Annotated in this window: 17 protein-coding genes; 9 read left to right on the top strand and 8 right to left on the bottom strand. The window is 63.0% G+C overall.

The features are described 5' to 3' along the window. Positions 1-179 precede the first annotated feature (179 nt). The 4 genes from ACFORG_RS17540 to pepN form a co-directional block, all read right to left on the bottom strand. Positions 180-1,487: a hypothetical protein gene (locus tag ACFORG_RS17540; protein ID WP_386736832.1), complete on the bottom strand. Its 1,308-nt coding sequence runs from the start codon at positions 1,485-1,487 to the stop codon at positions 180-182. Between the two features lie 88 nt (positions 1,488-1,575). Next, positions 1,576-2,004 carry a hypothetical protein gene (locus ACFORG_RS17535; protein WP_386736830.1) on the bottom strand — a complete coding sequence of 143 codons (429 nt, stop codon included), beginning with the start codon at positions 2,002-2,004 and terminating at the stop codon, positions 1,576-1,578. Next, the gene (locus ACFORG_RS17530; protein WP_386736829.1) at positions 2,004-2,744 is read right to left on the bottom strand and encodes an SDR family oxidoreductase; all 741 of its coding nucleotides are present in this window, start codon (positions 2,742-2,744) and stop codon (positions 2,004-2,006) included. The genes ACFORG_RS17535 and ACFORG_RS17530 overlap by 1 nt, the downstream gene beginning before the upstream one ends. A 3-nt stretch (positions 2,745-2,747) precedes the next feature. Next, on the bottom strand, positions 2,748-5,300 hold the full coding sequence (gene pepN / locus ACFORG_RS17525) for an aminopeptidase N (protein ID WP_386736828.1): 2,553 nt from the start codon (positions 5,298-5,300) through the stop codon (positions 2,748-2,750). A gap of 185 nt (positions 5,301-5,485) precedes the next feature. On the opposite strand from pepN, the gene ACFORG_RS17520 reads away from it, so the two are divergent. Then, positions 5,486-5,971, top strand: a complete 486-nt coding sequence (locus tag ACFORG_RS17520; protein WP_386736827.1) for a DUF4177 domain-containing protein — start codon at positions 5,486-5,488, stop codon at positions 5,969-5,971. Between the two features lie 13 nt (positions 5,972-5,984). Here ACFORG_RS17520 and ACFORG_RS17515 read toward each other — a convergent pair whose 3' ends face one another. After that, positions 5,985-6,239: a BolA family protein gene (locus ACFORG_RS17515; protein WP_386736826.1), complete on the bottom strand. Its 255-nt coding sequence runs from the start codon at positions 6,237-6,239 to the stop codon at positions 5,985-5,987. A gap of 118 nt (positions 6,240-6,357) precedes the next feature. Between ACFORG_RS17515 and ACFORG_RS17510 the strand changes: the two genes are divergently transcribed. After that, positions 6,358-6,984: a DnaJ domain-containing protein gene (locus ACFORG_RS17510; RefSeq protein WP_386736825.1), complete on the top strand. Its 627-nt coding sequence runs from the start codon at positions 6,358-6,360 to the stop codon at positions 6,982-6,984. Between the two features lie 3 nt (positions 6,985-6,987). Here the strand turns inward: ACFORG_RS17510 and ACFORG_RS17505 are convergent, their stop codons facing one another. After that, a complete protein-coding gene (locus ACFORG_RS17505) occupies positions 6,988-8,037 on the bottom strand; it encodes a GFA family protein (RefSeq protein WP_386736824.1) in 1,050 nt (349 codons plus the stop codon). Between the two features lie 156 nt (positions 8,038-8,193). Here ACFORG_RS17505 and ACFORG_RS17500 point away from each other — a divergent pair, with 156 nt between their 5' ends. From ACFORG_RS17500 to cobT, 5 genes are all read left to right on the top strand, one after another. Next, positions 8,194-8,793 (top strand): methyltransferase family protein, encoded by a 600-nt coding sequence (locus ACFORG_RS17500; RefSeq protein WP_386736823.1) that lies wholly within the window; start codon positions 8,194-8,196, stop codon positions 8,791-8,793. Between the two features lie 135 nt (positions 8,794-8,928). Beyond that, positions 8,929-9,915 carry a cobaltochelatase subunit CobS gene (gene cobS / locus ACFORG_RS17495; protein WP_386736822.1) on the top strand — a complete coding sequence of 329 codons (987 nt, stop codon included), beginning with the start codon at positions 8,929-8,931 and terminating at the stop codon, positions 9,913-9,915. Between the two features lie 347 nt (positions 9,916-10,262). Beyond that, a complete protein-coding gene (locus ACFORG_RS17490; RefSeq protein WP_386736821.1) occupies positions 10,263-10,472 on the top strand; it encodes a hypothetical protein in 210 nt (69 codons plus the stop codon). A gap of 68 nt (positions 10,473-10,540) precedes the next feature. Further along, positions 10,541-11,242, top strand: a complete 702-nt coding sequence (locus ACFORG_RS17485; RefSeq protein WP_386736820.1) for an aspartate/glutamate racemase family protein — start codon at positions 10,541-10,543, stop codon at positions 11,240-11,242. Between the two features lie 80 nt (positions 11,243-11,322). After that, on the top strand, positions 11,323-13,209 hold the full coding sequence (gene cobT, locus ACFORG_RS17480; protein WP_386736819.1) for a cobaltochelatase subunit CobT: 1,887 nt from the start codon (positions 11,323-11,325) through the stop codon (positions 13,207-13,209). Positions 13,210-13,266: 57 nt separating this feature from the next. Here the strand turns inward: cobT and ACFORG_RS17475 are convergent, their stop codons facing one another. Continuing rightward, positions 13,267-14,085 carry a class I SAM-dependent methyltransferase gene (locus ACFORG_RS17475; RefSeq protein ID WP_386736818.1) on the bottom strand — a complete coding sequence of 273 codons (819 nt, stop codon included), beginning with the start codon at positions 14,083-14,085 and terminating at the stop codon, positions 13,267-13,269. A gap of 126 nt (positions 14,086-14,211) precedes the next feature. Between ACFORG_RS17475 and ACFORG_RS17470 the strand changes: the two genes are divergently transcribed. Both ACFORG_RS17470 and ACFORG_RS17465 read left to right on the top strand, forming a co-directional pair. Continuing rightward, positions 14,212-16,002, top strand: coding sequence for an aminopeptidase P family protein (locus ACFORG_RS17470; protein ID WP_386737047.1), 1,791 nt, complete (start codon positions 14,212-14,214; stop codon positions 16,000-16,002). 72 nt (positions 16,003-16,074) lie between these two features. Beyond that, positions 16,075-16,419 carry a DUF427 domain-containing protein gene (locus ACFORG_RS17465; RefSeq protein WP_386736817.1) on the top strand — a complete coding sequence of 115 codons (345 nt, stop codon included), beginning with the start codon at positions 16,075-16,077 and terminating at the stop codon, positions 16,417-16,419. Between the two features lie 13 nt (positions 16,420-16,432). Here ACFORG_RS17465 and ACFORG_RS17460 read toward each other — a convergent pair whose 3' ends face one another. After that, entirely contained in the window at positions 16,433-17,056 is a 624-nt protein-coding gene (locus ACFORG_RS17460) for an MliC family protein (protein ID WP_386736816.1), read from the bottom strand. Positions 17,057-17,071: the final 15 nt, after the last annotated feature.

The raw sequence follows: 17,071 nt of genomic DNA, 5'->3' as shown, positions 1-17,071 counted from the left end.
GCATCTGCGATGCGTACCCGATCGTTGGGCCGGGCGCCGCGCAGCGCGCGGCGCGGGTGAGAGAACGAACACCGATCGCCCTGCTCCGACCGCCGTGCGCCGCAGGCGCGCGGCCCGGCCCAACGCTTTGCTGCGCATCGCAGATGCGGATCAAAGGGGCGGGAGCCCTTGCCGATCCGTCAGGTCGGGTCGAACTGCGGACCGTCTTCGGTGAATGTCACGCGGAAACCTTCACGGATTTCTTCACGGAATTGTTCGGCAATGGCCTGGATGGCATCAGCGCGACCGCGAGCCGCGAACCGGCGAGGCGAGGTCACGACGAGGTTGTTGTCAAACCCTTCGGCGGCGTGTGCCCAGATCAAGGGGTGCAGAACGCTTACGTGTTCGCGAATAAGCCAGCGTGCGGCATCGCAGATCCTGGCTCGGGCGAGATCGGCTTTTTCATCCAGCCCCATTCCCGCGCGCAGGGTCACGGCGCAATAGGCGGCCAGCCGGTTGATGGTCAGCTGGTCGGGCCGCCTGCGAACGATGTCCTGAAGCCCGTCGGTGAAGTAATCCACATCCACTTGTGCGCAGGCGCCATCATCCTGTGCGATGGCGTCGAAACAAACCCATGTGTATCCTCCCGCCCCCCATGACGCCTGGGTACGCGCCGCAGTGCGGCGAGCCTCGAGCTCGAGCCTGGCATGATTGCCGAACCATTGTGGCAGCATATGACTTCCCAGCGAGCGCATCGGACGCGGGTTTTCTGGGTCGAGGTCGATCAGTTTTTCATAAGCATCCGCCAAACCTGCCGAGGGCAGGCGCCGGCCCGAATGGAGCGCACATCGCGCAGCAGCAAGGATCGGACTATGATCGGCTGCCGCGTGGTGCGGGGCTAGGAGATCGGCCGCGCGGTCGAAATGTGCCGAGCTTCTGGCGCGGTTGAGCGGCGGCAGGATCGTGTCCCACCCATTGCCTCGCCAGGCCCAGGCGATATCGATATGCGCCAGCGCAATAACCAGAGCGATCATCGGGTCTGTCCGGTGCCCTTCGCGTATCCGTTCAAAGGACAGGATCCCACCGATCAAGGGGGCACTGTTGGCTGGAAGCCCCTCGGCGATGCCCTGTTCCGAGGCGCGCACCACGTCTGCCCGCGCACCATAAGCCAGCAAGTCCGCGACCGGCGTGCCTCCTGGCGTCTTTTCCCGCGTGGAGTCAGCAGCTTGCAAAGCGTGCGAAAGCTCCTCCCACCGGTCTTGCCGGGCAAGGAACTGCCCCCTTGCGATGGCCGCGTCGCATGCCACGTCATCAGCGCTTTCGCCGGCGGTCGGGATCGAAAGGTGATCTTCGAGCCGGCGCAGGTCTGCCCGGGCGGGACACGCCTGCATGGCAGGGGATGACCGCAGCTTGCCGCGTACTGTATCGAATATCCGGCGAGGCGTTTTCAACATGTTGGTGTCGCAGACCTTTTCGACTCTGGGGCTGCCATGAACCTGCCTTGCCATTTGGGCGCTATCGTGACGCGCTTTGGATGCTCCGGGCCCATTTTCGGGGCAAAACCGGGCGGGACCGCCGCGTTCGGCAAAGAGCCGCTTAGAAGACGGTGAAATGGTGCCTTTCGACGTCAAGACCGCGCGCCTGAAGCGCGGCTTCGAACGCCCGGTGCGGCGGCGTCGCCTCTTGCGGCAGCCGCACGCGTTTGTCGCCGGTCAGGATCAGTGTCACGCGCACCGAGAAATCCCAGCGCGTGTCAAATCGCAGGCGCTGGATTTCGGACAGGCCGACGGTACCTTGGCGCCGCCCACTGAACCAGTGTAGTCCGGCGTCGTCCAATTCTAGACCGGCCGCCGTGTCCGCCCAGATATCCCAGACAAGCGGCAAGACAGGCACGGCCAAAAGGCCAAGCAACCACCATGCCGCACCAAAGAACAGACCAAGCGCGCCCAGACCGGCCAGCCACAGAATGACCACGGCGACGTTGCGCGGCGACCGGTTGCGGCGTGTGTACCGCAAGGGCTCCATCAGCGCCCGCCGGTCACGTCGAGCGTCGTGCCCGTCACGTAAGAGGCTTCGTCGGACAGCAGGTACAGAATGGCGCGAGCGACCTCGTCGGCGGTACCTGCGCGCCTCATCGGAACGTTCGGAGTCAGGCGGTGCAGCCTGTCGGGCTCCCCACCCTTGGCGTGGATTTCGGTTTCGATCAGCCCCGGCCGGATCGCGTTGACCCGGATGTTACGCGCGGCAACCTCGTCGGCTAGCCCCTTGGTAAAGGTGTCGATCGCCGCCTTGCTGGCGGCATAGTCGACATACTGGTTCGCTGAACCAAGTCGTGCGGCCGCGGACGAGATGTTGACGATGCTGCCCCCTTGCCCGGATGCCAGCATGCGCTGCACGGCCTCCTTGGCGACAAGGATCGCGCCGATCACGTTCACGTCGAACATCCGTCGCAACCTGTCATGGGTCAGATCCGTGACGCTGGCCGTCATGTCGACGATGCCGGCATTGTTCACCAGCCCGTCGAGACGGTCAAAACCTGCATCGATCACACCGAAGATCTGTTCGATCTGTGCGGGGTCCGCGACATCACCGGGACACAGGACCGTCCGCGCGCCGGCCTCTTCGGCGGCTTGCGCAACCGCTTCTGCCCCGGCGCGGTCCGTGCGGTAATTCAGCGCGAGATCCCAGCCGCGCGCAGCCGCCAGCCGCGCTGTTGCGGCACCGATCCCGGCGCTTGCTCCGGTGATGAGCAGAACCCGGCGCATCGCTCAGGCCCCCCGGATGCGCGAAATCATCTCGGTCGTGTCGCGCGACAGACCCGGCGCCGCGGCGATCCTGTCAAGCTGTTCCGCTATCATCTCCTGACGCTTGGCATCGTAGCGTTTCCATGTCTGGAACGGGGCGCACATCCGGGCCGTGGTCTGCGGGTTGACCGGATCAAGCCGCAGCAGCCAATCCGCCAGCAGGCTGTATCCCGCACCGCTTTCATGGTGGAAGCCGGCATGGTTCATGGCGAGAGCACCCAGAACAGCGCGGAATCGGTTGGGGTTCTTCCAGTTGAAATCGTCGTGCCGGGTAAGGTGTACAGCCACCTTTACCGTATCCGCAGGCTCGGCCAGAGAGACCTGCAATCCGAACCACTTGTCGATGACCAGCCGATCGTCTTTCCACTGATCGTAAAACGCGGCCAGTTGCCCTGCTCCCTTTCCCGCGCGGATCAACGCGCCGAGCGCTGAGAGTTGGAGGGTCATGTTATCGGCCTTGCCATACTCCTCGGCTGCCAGAACGCCCCCGTCGATGCGGTTGATAAGGCCGAGAACCGCACTGCCCAACGCCCGCTTGCCCGATTGTTCGGCATCGGGTCGATAAGGCGCGTCGACCTGCGCTTCGGCATGAAGGCGCGGCAGCAGGTCTTGCAGATGTTCGGCCATGGTCTGGCGCAGCGTTTCGACCGCTTGCCAGATGGCCATGGGATCAGGTGTATGGCCACGCTCGTGCAAGGTAGCGGCAAGTTCCGACTGGCCGGGTAGACCCAGCATCAGCGCGCGGTATGCCGGGTCGAGCGCTTCGTCGCGCAGTACCGACTGGATGCCGTCGAGATAGGCCGGTTCGGGCGGCGTCCCGTTTACGATCATGTCAAGCAGCGTATGCTGTGCCAAGGCGCGGCCCGCTTCCCACCTGTTGAACGGGTCGGTGTCATGGGCGAGCAGGAACGCGCGCTCTTCGGTCGTGGTTTCGCGGTCAAGGATGACCGGCGCGGAGAAGCCGCGCAGGATCGACGGGACAGGTTTCGCGGCGAGCCCCTCGAAGGTGAAGCTTTGCCGCTCTTCGGTGAGTTCGAGCAGCTGCGTCTCGCGCACCTCGTCCCCGTTGGGTCCCAGCAGACCCACTGCGACCGGGATCACCTGTGGTGCCTTGTCGGGCTGATCCGGCGTGGGCGGCGTGCTTTGCGTCAGGGTCAAGGTATATGTGCCTTCCGCCCAGCGCTCTTCGACGGCGACACGTGGCGTGCCGGCCTGGCTGTACCACCGCTTGAACTGCGCCAGATCCCGGCCTGTCACATCCTCGAACACCTTGAGCCAGTCCTCGATCGTGCAGGCCTGCCCGTCATGGCGGGCGAAATAGAGATCGAGCGCCTCGGCATAGGCGGCATCACCGACCAGACGCTTGAGCATCCCGATGACCTCGGCGCCCTTCTCATAGACGGTAGCGGTGTAGAAATTGTTGATTTCCTGAAAGCTTTCAGGCCGCACCGGATGCGCCAGCGGGCCGTTATCCTCGGGGAACTGGCGCGCACGCAGGTCGATCACGTCGCTGATCCGCTTTACCGGAGCAGAGCGCAGGTCCGAGGTGAACTGGCTGTCGCGAAAGACGGTCAACCCTTCCTTGAGGCAGAGTTGGAACCAATCGCGGCAGGTGATGCGATTGCCGGTCCAGTTGTGAAAATACTCGTGCGCGATGATCGCCTCGATCCGCTCGAAGTTACCGTCGGTCGAGGTGTCCGGGCTGGCCAGAACAGCGGCCGAGTTGAAGATGTTCAGGCCCTTGTTCTCCATCGCGCCCATGTTGAAATCGTCGACTGCAACGATATTGAACACGTCCAGATCGTATTCGCGGCCATAGACTTCCTCATCCCAGCGCATCGATTTCTTCAGTGCTTCCATCCCGAATGCGCATTTGTGTTCGTCCCCCGGACGGACCCAGAGGTTGAGGTCAACCTCCTGACCCGACGCGGTGGTGAAACGGTCGGAATGGGCCACCAGATCGCCCGCGACCAACGCGAACAGATAGGCGGGTTTGGGCCAGGGGTCGGTCCATTCGACCCAGCCATCTCCGCTGTCGCTCGGGTTGCCGTTGGACAGCATTACCGGAAGATCGCCGTAGATACGCACGGTAAAGGTGCTCATCACATCGGGCCGGTCCGGATAGAACGTGATCTTGCGGAACCCTTCTGCCTCGCATTGCGTGCAATACATGCCGTTTGACATGTAAAGCCCTTCTAAGGCCGTGTTGTTGGCCGGGTCGATCTCGACCTCGGATTCCCAAAGGAACGGACCATCCGGTACGTCGCAGGTCAGTCCCTGGTCGGTCAGTTCCGGTTTGACATCCTGCCCGTCGATCTGCGCGCCGATCAGCTTCAACCCCTCGCCATGAAGAAAAAAGGTTCGGTCTTGCGCCTCGGGGTTTGGCCGAAACGCGATCCGCGCCGTGACACGCGTTGCGTTCGGCACAAGATCGAAGGTCAGCGAAACGCTGTCCACAAGGTATCCGAACGGGGTGTAATCCTTGAGGTAGACGGTTGTGGGGGCCGCGTCGCGCATGCGTTCTCGCTCCTGCTGAAAGGTTGGGGCGACGTTAGGAAACTCGCCCACGGGCCGCAAGCGGGCTTTCCCATTGCCTCGCGGCCCGCAAATGCGCGCCGATCTTGCGAGGTTCCGCCGGGCGGCTCTGGCCAAGCTGCCCGCTCAACGGTTATATGCGGCGCGACAGAGCAGAGAGGCACCGCATGATCCGGTATGAGTACAAGGTCGTTCCCGCGCCCACCAAGGGCACCAAGGCCAAAACCGTGAAAACGCCGGAGGGGCGGTTCGCGTTGACCGTCGAGCAACTCTTGAACGAGATGGGAGCAGCGGGCTGGGAGTTTCAGCGCGCCGAACTCTTGCCCAGCGACGAGCGGTCCGGCCTTACGGGTTCGGTCGTCAACTGGCGCAATGTACTGGTGTTCCGCCGGCCGCAAGACGTGGAGGCTGCGCAACCGATTGCATCCGAGGATGAGCCGGCCGTTCCGGCGCCTGCCCCGGACCCGGCGCAGGATCGCCCCGCCATTCCCGGGTTGCGCCCGGTGCCTGGCCCCGCGGCGTTCGAGGCGCCGAAACATATCCATGAAGATGCCGACGAACCGCCCCTGCGTGTCGTCGCGTCGAACAAGTCCGGCGAAGAGCACGAGCAGGAAGCGGAGAAGGAAGAGGCGGAGGACCGGCCAAGAGACTGACCGGCCGTACGCGTCATGTGTCGATGTCCAGCGCCAGCGCGTGGATCCGAGGCACGATATCGCCCAGCGCGGCATGGACAGCGCGGTGTCGCTCCAGCCGCGATTTCCCCTCGAAAGCGGCCGATCGGATGCGCACGTTGAAATGGCTTTCACCGCCCTCTACATACCCCGCGTGTCCCCTGTGACGCTCGCTGTCGTCCACGACGTCCAGTTCGCTTGGCGCGAAAGCTGCCGCCAGCCTGTTCTTTATCTCTTCGGTGATGCCCATGATCCTGCCCCCGTGGTAACGGGCGGGAAAAATCTTCGCCGCCCCTCTTCTATCTTCGGCCCGGTAGACTAAACTGCTGCCTCCGAGTCGAAAAGCAAGTTCCGCAAGGATGAGTGCCATGGCAAAACCAGACCCGTTCGGGTTCGATATGTCCGTCTCCTCTGCCAAGAAGAAGAACCCTCGCGGGCGTCGTGGCATGTCGGGCGCATCCGAAACCTCGACCCGAATCTGCGATCACCCGGGTTGCGAGCAACCGGGCAAGTACCGCGCGCCAAAGGCGCCCGATGTGCTGGACGAATTCTACTGGTTCTGCCAGCAGCATGTGCGCGAGTACAACAACCAGTGGAACTTCTTCGAAGGCACCACCGAGGCGGAAATGAACGCCCAGATGTCCAAGGACAAGGTCTGGGAGCGCCAGACCAAGCCATTGGGCGACCCCGAGGCGCGCGCATGGGCGCGTCTGGGCATCGAGGATCCGCACCAGGTTCTGGGTCAGAATGCCACGAAGAACCCCGGCCGCTCGGCCAATGGTGGCGGGCGCCGCCTGCCGCCGACCGAACGACGCGCGATCGAAATCCTCGAAGCCAAGGACAACTGGACCAAGGCCGAGGTGCGCAAGGCGTACAAAAAACTGATCAAGGTGCTGCATCCCGACATGAACGGTGGCGACCGCAGCCAGGAAGAACAGTTGCAGGAAGTCGTCTGGGCCTGGGATCAGATCAAGGACAGCCGCAACTTCAAGTAATGCTCAGAAGGGCGCCGACGGCTTGACCCCCGGCCCCCACTCCTGCGGATCCTTCAACCCGACCGATCCCCAGGCTTCTTGCAAAACCCGCGATTCGGCGCATGTCGTGCGCGGCAGATCATCAAGGATTTCCAGCCACGGCATCCGGCTTTCCACACCGCTATGCGCAGAGGGGGCGTTTTGCTCGGGCGCATCCAGCGAGCCCTTGAACACCACGACATATGCTGCGGGCTGTGGGCGCACCAACCGGTAAAACAGGGCAGCTCCGCAATCCGGACAAAAACCTCTTTCGGCAATCGGCGAAGAGGCGAAGAAGCGCGGCTCTCCCTTAACGAGGTGAAGGCCGGCAGACGGGAAAGCTGTCCAGACGCTCATCGCGGAACCGGTGAAGCGTTGGCAAAAGCGACAGTGACAATAGCCGGAACTAATCGCGGGCATGTCGATCTCGTACCGGATCTTGCCGCAAAGGCAGCCGCCGGTCACCACAAGCGCCTTGAGTGCACCCGGATCGAAATCGAACAGGCCCGCACTGGCCGCCCCTTCGGACCTGCCGCTTTTGTAGACGTGCAGCGGCGCATCGGTTTCCTTGACCTTTTTGTGGCCGCAATCGACCATCTCTAGATCCATCCGGCCGCGCACATGCGACATGACTTCGGCTGACAGGGCCAGCCCACCGGGATCCGCCATGGATTGCAGGCGCACTGCATTTGCCACACCGGTGCCCAGCAGATCGTCGCCCTGCACCACCACATCGTCGAGCGAAACGCCGATCCGCACGCGCAGTTGCGGTTCTGCGCCCCGCGCGGATTGGAGTGCGAGAGTTCGCTGGATGGCGACGGCGCAGCGGACGGCTTCGAGGGTTGACGAGAACTCGGCGAGAAACCCGTCGCCCATCGCCTTGAACACCCGCCCCCGATGGGCACCGACCTGCATGCCGATGACATCGTGGCGTAGGCGTTCAACACGTTCCAGTGTCGCCGTTTCCTCCTGTGCGACAAGTCCGGCAAAGCCAACCACGTCCGCGGCAAGGATTGCGGCCAGTTTTCGTTCCATGAGCGCCTCCCCAAGCAAAGCTTACACGCCGATCGGCGGCCTTGTCACCGTCGCCCACGGTCGAAGCGTGTTCGTTACATTCACCTGTTAGCGCTGGGGCGTGCCGTGCGGAGCGCGGTCGGCTATTCGGTTCAATGACAGGCAAGGAGCACGACCATGCCCCTGATACATACCCATTCCGCCACCCTTGCCCTCGCTCTTTGCGCCGCGCTTTTGCTGGGCGGATTGCTGGCCTGGAACCTTCGCCGGCAAAGCTTTGGCTTCTGGCCCTCGGCCTCGGGCTGGCGTCACCAGCTTGCCTTTGGTCTCTTTCGCGCGTTCTGCGGGGCGACGGTCGTCTTCGCCCTGCTGGAGGTAAGCGTGAATGGTTGGGGCCACTGGCTGCGCTACGCGATCGGTGTGCCCGTCATGGTGCTGGCCTTCGGGATAACGCTATGGGGATACAGGTTGCTGGGCCTCGACAATACCTATTGCGAGGCGGACGGTCTGGTGACCGGCGGCATGTATGCCTATTCGCGCAATCCGCAATATGTCACGTCGGTGCTGGCAACCGTCGGGCTTGGTATCGCTTCGGGGTCCTGGACGACGCTGATGCTCGCCGGGATCCTGTTCCTGCTCTATTTCCTGTTCGTGTTGAACGAGGAGCGCTGGCTTGCCGAGGGCTATGGACAGGCCTTTCGCGACTACATGGCGAGCACGCCCCGCTTCGTGGACGAGCGCAGCCTGCGCCGCCTGCGCTCAGAACTGCGGTCATAATTCCGCGCGGGACCGCCCGGCCCCTCGGTTCGATATCGGACCGTGCGGCCCCTTGCCCTTGCCCTTGTCCGCATTATGGTGCATCCCACCCCGGGCTGTGGCCCGCGAACGGGCAAGAGGACAAGGACACCAGGCATGGCTGACGGCGCGATCGACATGAAGGCAAAACCCACCGAAGAGATCTCCGTCCGCGAGGTGTTCGGCATCGATTCGGACATGCACGTGAAAGGGTTCGCCGAGCGCAGCGACCGCGTGCCTGAAATCGACCACACGTACAAGTTCGACCACGACACCACATTGGCGATTCTCGCAGGCTTCACCCACAATCGCCGGGTGATGATCCAAGGCTACCACGGGACCGGGAAATCGACCCATATCGAACAGGTTGCGGCGCGTCTGAACTGGCCCGCCGTGCGCGTGAACCTCGACAGTCATATCAGCCGGATTGACCTGATCGGCAAGGATGCGATCAAGTTGCGCGACGGCAAGCAGGTCACTGAATTTCACGAGGGAATCTTGCCGTGGGCCTTGCGCAACCCGGTGGCGATCGTCTTCGACGAGTACGATGCGGGCCGTGCCGACGTCATGTTCGTGATCCAGCGCGTTCTGGAACATGACGGCAAGCTGACCCTGCTCGACCAGAACGAGATCATTACGCCCAACCCCTGCTTCCGCCTGTTCGCGACGGCGAATACGGTTGGCCTGGGCGATACGACGGGTCTTTACCACGGTGTGCAGCAGATCAACCAGGCGCAAATGGACCGGTGGTCGCTGGTGGCGACGCTGAACTACCTGTCGCATGATGCCGAGACGATGATCGTATTGTCGAAAGCACCGCATTACAACACCGCACAGGGGCGCAAAACGGTCAGCCAGATGGTTACCGTGGCCGACCTGACCCGCACGGCCTTCATGTCCGGCGACCTGTCCACGGTGATGAGCCCGCGGACGGTCATCAACTGGGCCCAGAACGCCGAGATTTTCCGTGACGTTGGATATGCCTTCCGTTTGAGCTTCCTCAACAAGTGCGATGAACTGGAGCGCCAGACCGTTGCCGAGTTCTATCAGCGCTGTTTCGACGAGGAACTGCCTGAGAGCGCGGCGAATGTCAGCCTCGGATGACAGCTGATTAAAAATTGTGAGACCAAGGGCGCCTCCTCGGGCGCCTTTTTTCTTTGCGCCGGCCGTTGCAGGCACGCATCGGCGCAACCGCCGAAACGCTATCTTTTGTATATACTAATTGACTCTAAGCGATATCGTCATAATCTTGTTACATGATGGCACGAATACCCCCCTTCCTAGGCGGTGTGGCCCTGATTATCGCGGCTTCGACTGCCTTTGCATTGCCTGCGCGTTCGTTTGAACGGGCTGAGCTGTTCGCAACATGTTCAGGACGCCTAGCGGCACTGGCAACACGGCAGCGGGCGCATAGAAATGCCAATGCCGGAGAGACCGAAGAGTTGAGCGCGATGTTTTCGCTTCTTCTCGACACGGTACTGCCCGAGGCCTTGGAGGAGGGCGTACCCGAAGATCTGCCACGCCATTGGCGCAATCGGGGCTGGTCGGAAATCGCCAGTCTGCTCGCGGCATCGGACTACAGCTTCGATGAACGCCGCGCAGCCTTGTCACGTGAGGCGGTTGAACAGCGGATCTCCGATTGCCGGTCCGTGATCCTGTGATTCCATCACGTTGACAGCGGCCGCAGCGCGCTCCATCAAGCCCGCCGTGTCCCCGAACGGAGCAGCACATGCATATCGGATTGATCGGCGGGATCGGCGTTGCCGCGACGCTTGTTTATTATCAGCGGCTTGTCGCGGCTATCGAGGCCCGCAACATGCGCACCGAGATAACAATCGTGCACGCGGATGTGCGCGAACTCATCCGCAACAATCTTGCAGATGACCGTGCAAACCAGGCAGAAATCTATGCAGGCCTGATCCAACGGCTGAAAGATGCGGGCGCGGATTGCGCCGCGATCACCTCTCTCGGCGGTCACTTCTGTTTCGAGGAGACAATACCGATCTCTGCCCTGCCCCTCGTTTCCGCCGTCGAGCCGCTCGATGACTTCTTCGTATCCGAAAAACTGACGACCGTCGGCCTCCTTGGGACGCGCGTGGTGATGCGCACAAAGCTTTACGGTCAATTGAAACAGACACGGGCCCTAGCCCTGGAAGAAGAAATCGAACACCTCGGCCAGACCTACCAGGACATGGCGGTTGCCGGGTATTGCAGCCCCGAACAACGCACCCTTTTCATCGAGGCCGGCCAGCGAATGGTTTCGGACCTCGGCGCGGAGGCGGTCGTCCTGGCAGGAACCGACCTCAACCTTGCTTTCGACGGGCAAGATCCGGGATACCGTGTTGTCGATGCCCTCGACGTGCATGTGGACCTGCTTGCCCGCCTTGCCGTGGGCGAGGTTCGATTGGGGGACGTATCGCGCGGCACCTGACCCGAATCCGGCCCGCCCCACTGGTCATCCCCCTGCGACAGGTCTAGGTTGCCAGACAAGACAGACGAGTGCAGGACGCAATGAGCAAATCCTCCGACAATCCCGCCGATCCGTTCAAGAAGGCATTGGCCGAGGCCACCAAGGTGATGGCCGAAGACTCTGAGCTGAACGTCAGCTACACGGTCGACCCCGCCGGGCTTTCGGGCGACTCGATGCGCCTGCCGCAGGTATCGCGCCGCATGACACGTGACGAGGTGTTGCTGGCCCGCGGCACGGCCGACGCGCTGGCCCTGCACCGCCGCTATCACGATGACGCGGTACATGCGCGGTATTCACCCCCCGGAGACATGGCGCGCGACCTTTATGAAGCCATGGAAACCGCGCGTTGCGAGGCGATGGGCGCGCGCGACATGCCGGGAACCGCATCGAATATCGATGTTAAGATCAGGCATGAAGCGATCCGGCGCGGCTACGATCAGGTCAAAGAAGCCTCGGAGGCGCCCTTGCCGGTCGCGGCAGGGTATCTGATCCGCCATCTGGCCACAGGTCGCGATTTGCCGCCGGGCGCTGCCAACGTGATGGATCTGTGGCGTGGCTTTATCGAGGAACAGGCCGGCGGAACGCTGGAGAACCTGCAGGACATCCTGTCGGACCAGACCGAATTCGCCAAGTTCGCGCGCCAGGTCATCACCGATCTGGGATACGGCGATCAGCTAGGCGACGACCCGGACCAACTGGACGAAGACCAGGAGGACGAGGCCGAGGACGACGCTGACGAGGAGCCCGATCCCGACAGCACGGGTCAGGACGACCAGGACGAGCAGGACGCCGACGCCGACCCGGAACAAAGCCAGGAACAGCAGCAGGACGAAAGCCAGGCCCAGGTCTCGATGGACGAGATGGCCGATGATGAGGTTTCCGAAGAGGTCGAGATGCCGGATGGCGAAGCGCCGCTGGAGCCTCCCCCGCCGCCGCCCGCCTCCGAGGCCGATCCGAACTACAAGGTTTTCCTCGACACGCATGACGAGGAGATCGCCGCCGAGGAACTGGCAGAACCGCAAGAACTGGAGCGGCTGCGCGCCTACCTCGATCAGCAGCTCGAGCCACTGAAGGGCGCTGTCGGGCGGCTGGCCAACAAACTGCAGCGCCGGCTGCAGGCGCAACAGAACCGGTCTTGGGAGTTCGACAAGGAAGAGGGCGTGCTGGACGCCGGTCGGCTGGCGCGCGTCGTGGCCAACCCGACCACGCCGCTCTCCTTCAAGGTCGAAAAGGACATGGAGTTCCGTGACACGGTCGTGACGCTGCTTCTGGACAACTCCGGTTCGATGCGGGGTCGCCCGATCTCTATCGCGGCGATCTGTGCGGATGTTCTGGCCCGTACGCTCGAACGCTGCGACGTGAAGGTCGAGATCCTCGGCTTTACCACCCGTGCATGGAAAGGTGGCCAAGCGCGCGAAGCGTGGCTGAACGAGGGCCGCCCGCAACAACCCGGCCGCCTGAACGATCTCCGGCATATCGTCTACAAGAGCGCCGACGCCCCGTGGCGCCGCGCCCGACCCAACCTCGGCCTGATGATGAAGGAAGGGTTGCTGAAGGAAAATATCGACGGCGAGGCGCTGGAATGGGCGCATCGCCGGATGATCGCGCGGCGCGAGCAGCGCAAGATCCTGATGGTCATCTCCGACGGTGCGCCAGTGGACGATTCCACGCTGAGCGTTAATCCGGCCAATTACCTCGAAAAGCATCTGCGCGACGTGATCGCGATGGTCGAGCGGCGCAAGCAGGTAGAGCTTCTTGCCATCGGCATCGGCCATGACGTGACCCGGTACTACGACCGCGCGGTTACGATTACCGATGTCGAGCAGCTCGCAGGCGCGATGACCGAGCAACTGGCGGCGCTCTTCGACAGCGACCCGCGTGCGCGTGCCCGGCTCATGGGAATCAAGTCGGTCAAACGCGCCGGTTGATCCACGCTGACGCATTCGGAACAAGGGGTGCCGCGACGCCACGAAAAACCGAGCCGATCAGGTTCGGGTCGCTGAAATCACGACTGACGGAATGGGGATCGTCCAGTTCGGGCCTGATCCATGCGCGGCGATTATGGCCTCGGAAACGGCCGTGCGGATGGCCTTGGCCCGATCAGGGGGCTGCGGCCGCAGAAGCGCCCCGCCACGGGCGGTGCCTTTGAAAAAGAACTCATATGGCGCGTCGGCGCGGTCTGCCTGCCAATAGCTGTCGACCCGGGTCAGACGTGGTTCAACGAATCCGGCAGCCTGAAGTGCCGGGAAGGCACGGTCAGGGTCCGCGAAATCCGTTGCCCCGGGTCCGGGCGGCAGGGCGATGGACGGATCTCCGTGCTGCGCGATCGCGCCAAAAACAATCGCCAAGGCGCTGGTCGGCTCCTCCCCTGACCAGACGGAATAGGCAAAACGCCCGCCCGGCTGCGTCAGCCGCGCCGCCTCGGCCATCGCAGCCGGCGGGTCGGGCAGGTGCGGCATTCCGAACCCGATGGTGACCCCGTCGAAGGACTCATCTGGCAGGCCGGTCGCCATTGCATTGCCTTCGATGAATTGGGCTGCGGGTGCTGCCTTGCGGGCCATATGCAACATCGCGGGTGAGAAATCCAAGGCGGTCACTTCCGCCCCCGTGGCCAGCAAGCCCGCCGTGACGTTTCCCTGCCCGCAGCAAAGGTCGAGTATCTTGCGGCCAGTCTGCGCTCCACATTCATGCACAAGGACAGGCACCGCCATGTCCGAGGCACGCGCAAAGGCCTTGGCGTAATTCTGCGCCACGTCCGGGTCAGACCATTCTCGCTTCTCAAGCGCGGCAAAATCCTCGGTCATCCGGCAGCCCTCCGTTGCTCGCCGTCATCGTAGCACGAAACGCCGTCACGGTCGTCGCCCTTGGCGACAGGGGTTGCGCCCGGCCCCCGAGTGCGGTTCTGTTGCGCGCGCCAGAAGGAGATGAAGATGTTTCAGAGCTTTGCCGTCACAGCCCGCCCCGAACAGGGCCCGCCGCGGCTGGCCGCGCTGCGCGAGGAGATGACGGTCGAGAACCTTGACGGCTTTCTCGTGCCGCGCGCGGATGCCCACCAGGGCGAATACGTGGCGCCCCGCGACGAGCGTCTTTCCTGGCTAACCGGATTCACCGGATCGGCGGGGTTCTGCGCCGTACTGCCCGACGTGGCCGGCGTTTTCATCGACGGTCGTTATCGCACCCAGGTCAAGCGCCAGGTGGCCGAACACTTCACGCCGGTGCCTTGGCCCGATATCACCCTGACCGACTGGCTGAAGGAGAAACTGCCGCAGGGTGGGCGCGTAGGGTTCGATCCGTGGCTACACACTCTGGGCGAAATCCGTGCGGCGGAAAAAGCGCTGAAGGGCACCGGCATCTCGCTGGTGCGCAGTCCGAACCTTGTTGACCGGGTCTGGACGGATCAACCGGCCCCGCCAGCCGAACCGGCCCGCCCCCATCCGATGGAATTCGCGGGCGAAAGCGCCGAAAGCAAATGCGACCGTCTGGCCGCCGAGCTGCTCAAATCAGGTCATCGGGCGGCCGTGATCACAATGCCCGACTCGATCATGTGGCTGTTGAACATCCGTGGCGCGGACATCCCCCGCAACCCTCTCGCGCAGGGCTTTGCCGTGCTGCACGATGACGGGCGGGTTGATCTCTACATGGATCCGCGCAAGATCGACGGGTTGGGCGAGCATCTGGGCGAACGCGTTGTGGCGCACCCGCCTGAAACCTTCCTCGGCGCCCTCGACACGCTGACCGGTCCCGTGCGCGTCGATCCGGCAAGCGTTCCGCAAATCGTGGCAGATGTATTGGCCGATCGCCTTGCCGAAGGCGCAGATCCGTGCGCCCTGCCCAAGGCCCGCAAGAACGCGGCAGAGATTGCCGGCACGGCCGAGGCCCACCTGCGTGACGCGGTGGCCATGGTTGACCTGTTGTACTGGCTGGATTCCCAGGCGCCCGGCACGGTGACGGAAACACAGGTGGTGACACGGTTGGAGGACGCCCGCAGGCGGGACAACTCGTTGCAGGATATCAGCTTTGAAACCATCGCTGGCACCGGCCCCAACGGCGCCGTCATGCATTACCGCGTGACCGAGGAGAGCGACAGTTTGCTCGAAGACGGGCACCTGCTGGTGCTCGATTCCGGCGGGCAGTACCTTGACGGGACGACTGATATCACGAGAACCGTTCCCGTAGGCACGGTAGGCGATGAGGAGAAAGCGTGCTTTACGCGGGTCCTCAAGGGCATGATTGCCATGTCGATGCTGCGCTGGCCCGTGGGCCTTGCCGGGCGCGACATCGAATGCGTAGCGCGCATGCCGCTTTGGCTGGCGGGGCAAGACTTCAACCATGGTGTCGGGCACGGCGTGGGCACCTACCTGAACGTTCACGAAGGGCCACAGCGCCTGTCGCGGGTCAGCCATGTTCCGCTCGAACCGGGTATGATCCTGTCGAACGAACCCGGGTATTACCGCGAGGGGTCGTTTGGTATCAGGCTCGAGAACCTCGTTGTTGTGGAGCAGGCCCCTGCCCTTCGCACTTCTGACCCGGAGCGCGCCATGTTGCAGTGGCGCACGCTGACTTATGTCCCGATCGACCGGCGCCTCGTGGTCGTGGACATGCTCAGCCGCGAAGAGCGCGACTGGCTCAACGCGTATCACCGTGACGTTGCGGATAAACTGGCCCCCCGTCTGGGCGAGGAGGCCCGGATGTGGTTGGATGCCGCAACGGCGCCGATCTGACACGCATATGTTACATGCAGCGGCCATCAGAACGCCGCTGCCAACGAAAAAGAACGAGGGAAGGAGATTGGCATGGCCGATCACATCACGATCCGCGAAGCGGAAGGCAAATGGGTCGTCCGCTCGGGCGGAGCCATCATCGGCGAAAGCACCCGTGCGCTGGAACTCATCGAGGGCGGGTACGACCCCGTGATCTATTTCCCGCGCGAGGATGTCGCCATGGCGTTTCTCGATCGCAGCGAAAAGACCTCTCACTGCCCGCATAAGGGCGATGCGACCTATTACTCGATCGTCAACAAATCCTCGGTAACGCAGGACGTGGTCTGGAGTTACGAGAATCCAAAGGAACAGGTCGCAGCGATCAAGGATCACCTGGCTTTCTACGAACGCGACGGCGTGCAGGTCGAGCAGCTGTAATGCGGCTCCTGCTCTAGCCGATTTCCTCGATCTTGCAGGTCACTTCCGCCCCGCCCGGCGGGGTAAAGAGCGCCTCGTCGCCCTTGGTGAACAGCGACGAGGGGCCGCCGTACCACATGTCGGTTTCGTATTTCGCACCCGACGCCGATGGCACGCGCGGCAAGACGATCGCGTTTTCCTGCCAACGCATCACGGCTAGCGGCTCAGAGCCGTTGACGAAGGTTATGCCCACCATGGCGTCCAGCCCGTCACAGGCCAGGACCATTGGGCCCATGCTGATCCCGTCATCATCCGCGCTGCGGGCATTGGCATATCCTTGACGCAGATCCATGATGCGAAACCCGTATTCGTTGGCGACGCAGGTCTCGAGGCCAAGGTCGCTTTTCCAGCATTCATCGCGCCCCTTGATCCAGCCGCGCTGCATCGCCTTGAGTTCGTTCAACCGGTCATCGCCCATATCAGGTGTCGCAACCGCCAGCTTGTAAAGCCGCGTCACCTCGAGATCGAGTTCGGCCAGTGCATCCGACGCGCAGATGGCCTTTTCGGCACCGCTTTCGGCTTTCGAACAGTCGAAACTCGGATCTGCCGCAACGGCCGGAGACGCAATCAAGGTAAGAAAAACGGCTGGGCGGAGCATCGCGAAACCCTCATG

Origin of the sequence: Lutimaribacter marinistellae (genome assembly GCF_042648365.1) — a bacterium.
GTDB classification, from domain to species: domain Bacteria; phylum Pseudomonadota; class Alphaproteobacteria; order Rhodobacterales; family Rhodobacteraceae; genus Lutimaribacter_A; species Lutimaribacter_A marinistellae.
Note: the sequence above shows the minus strand (reverse complement) of the source record. Positions and strands in the feature narration are given on the sequence as shown.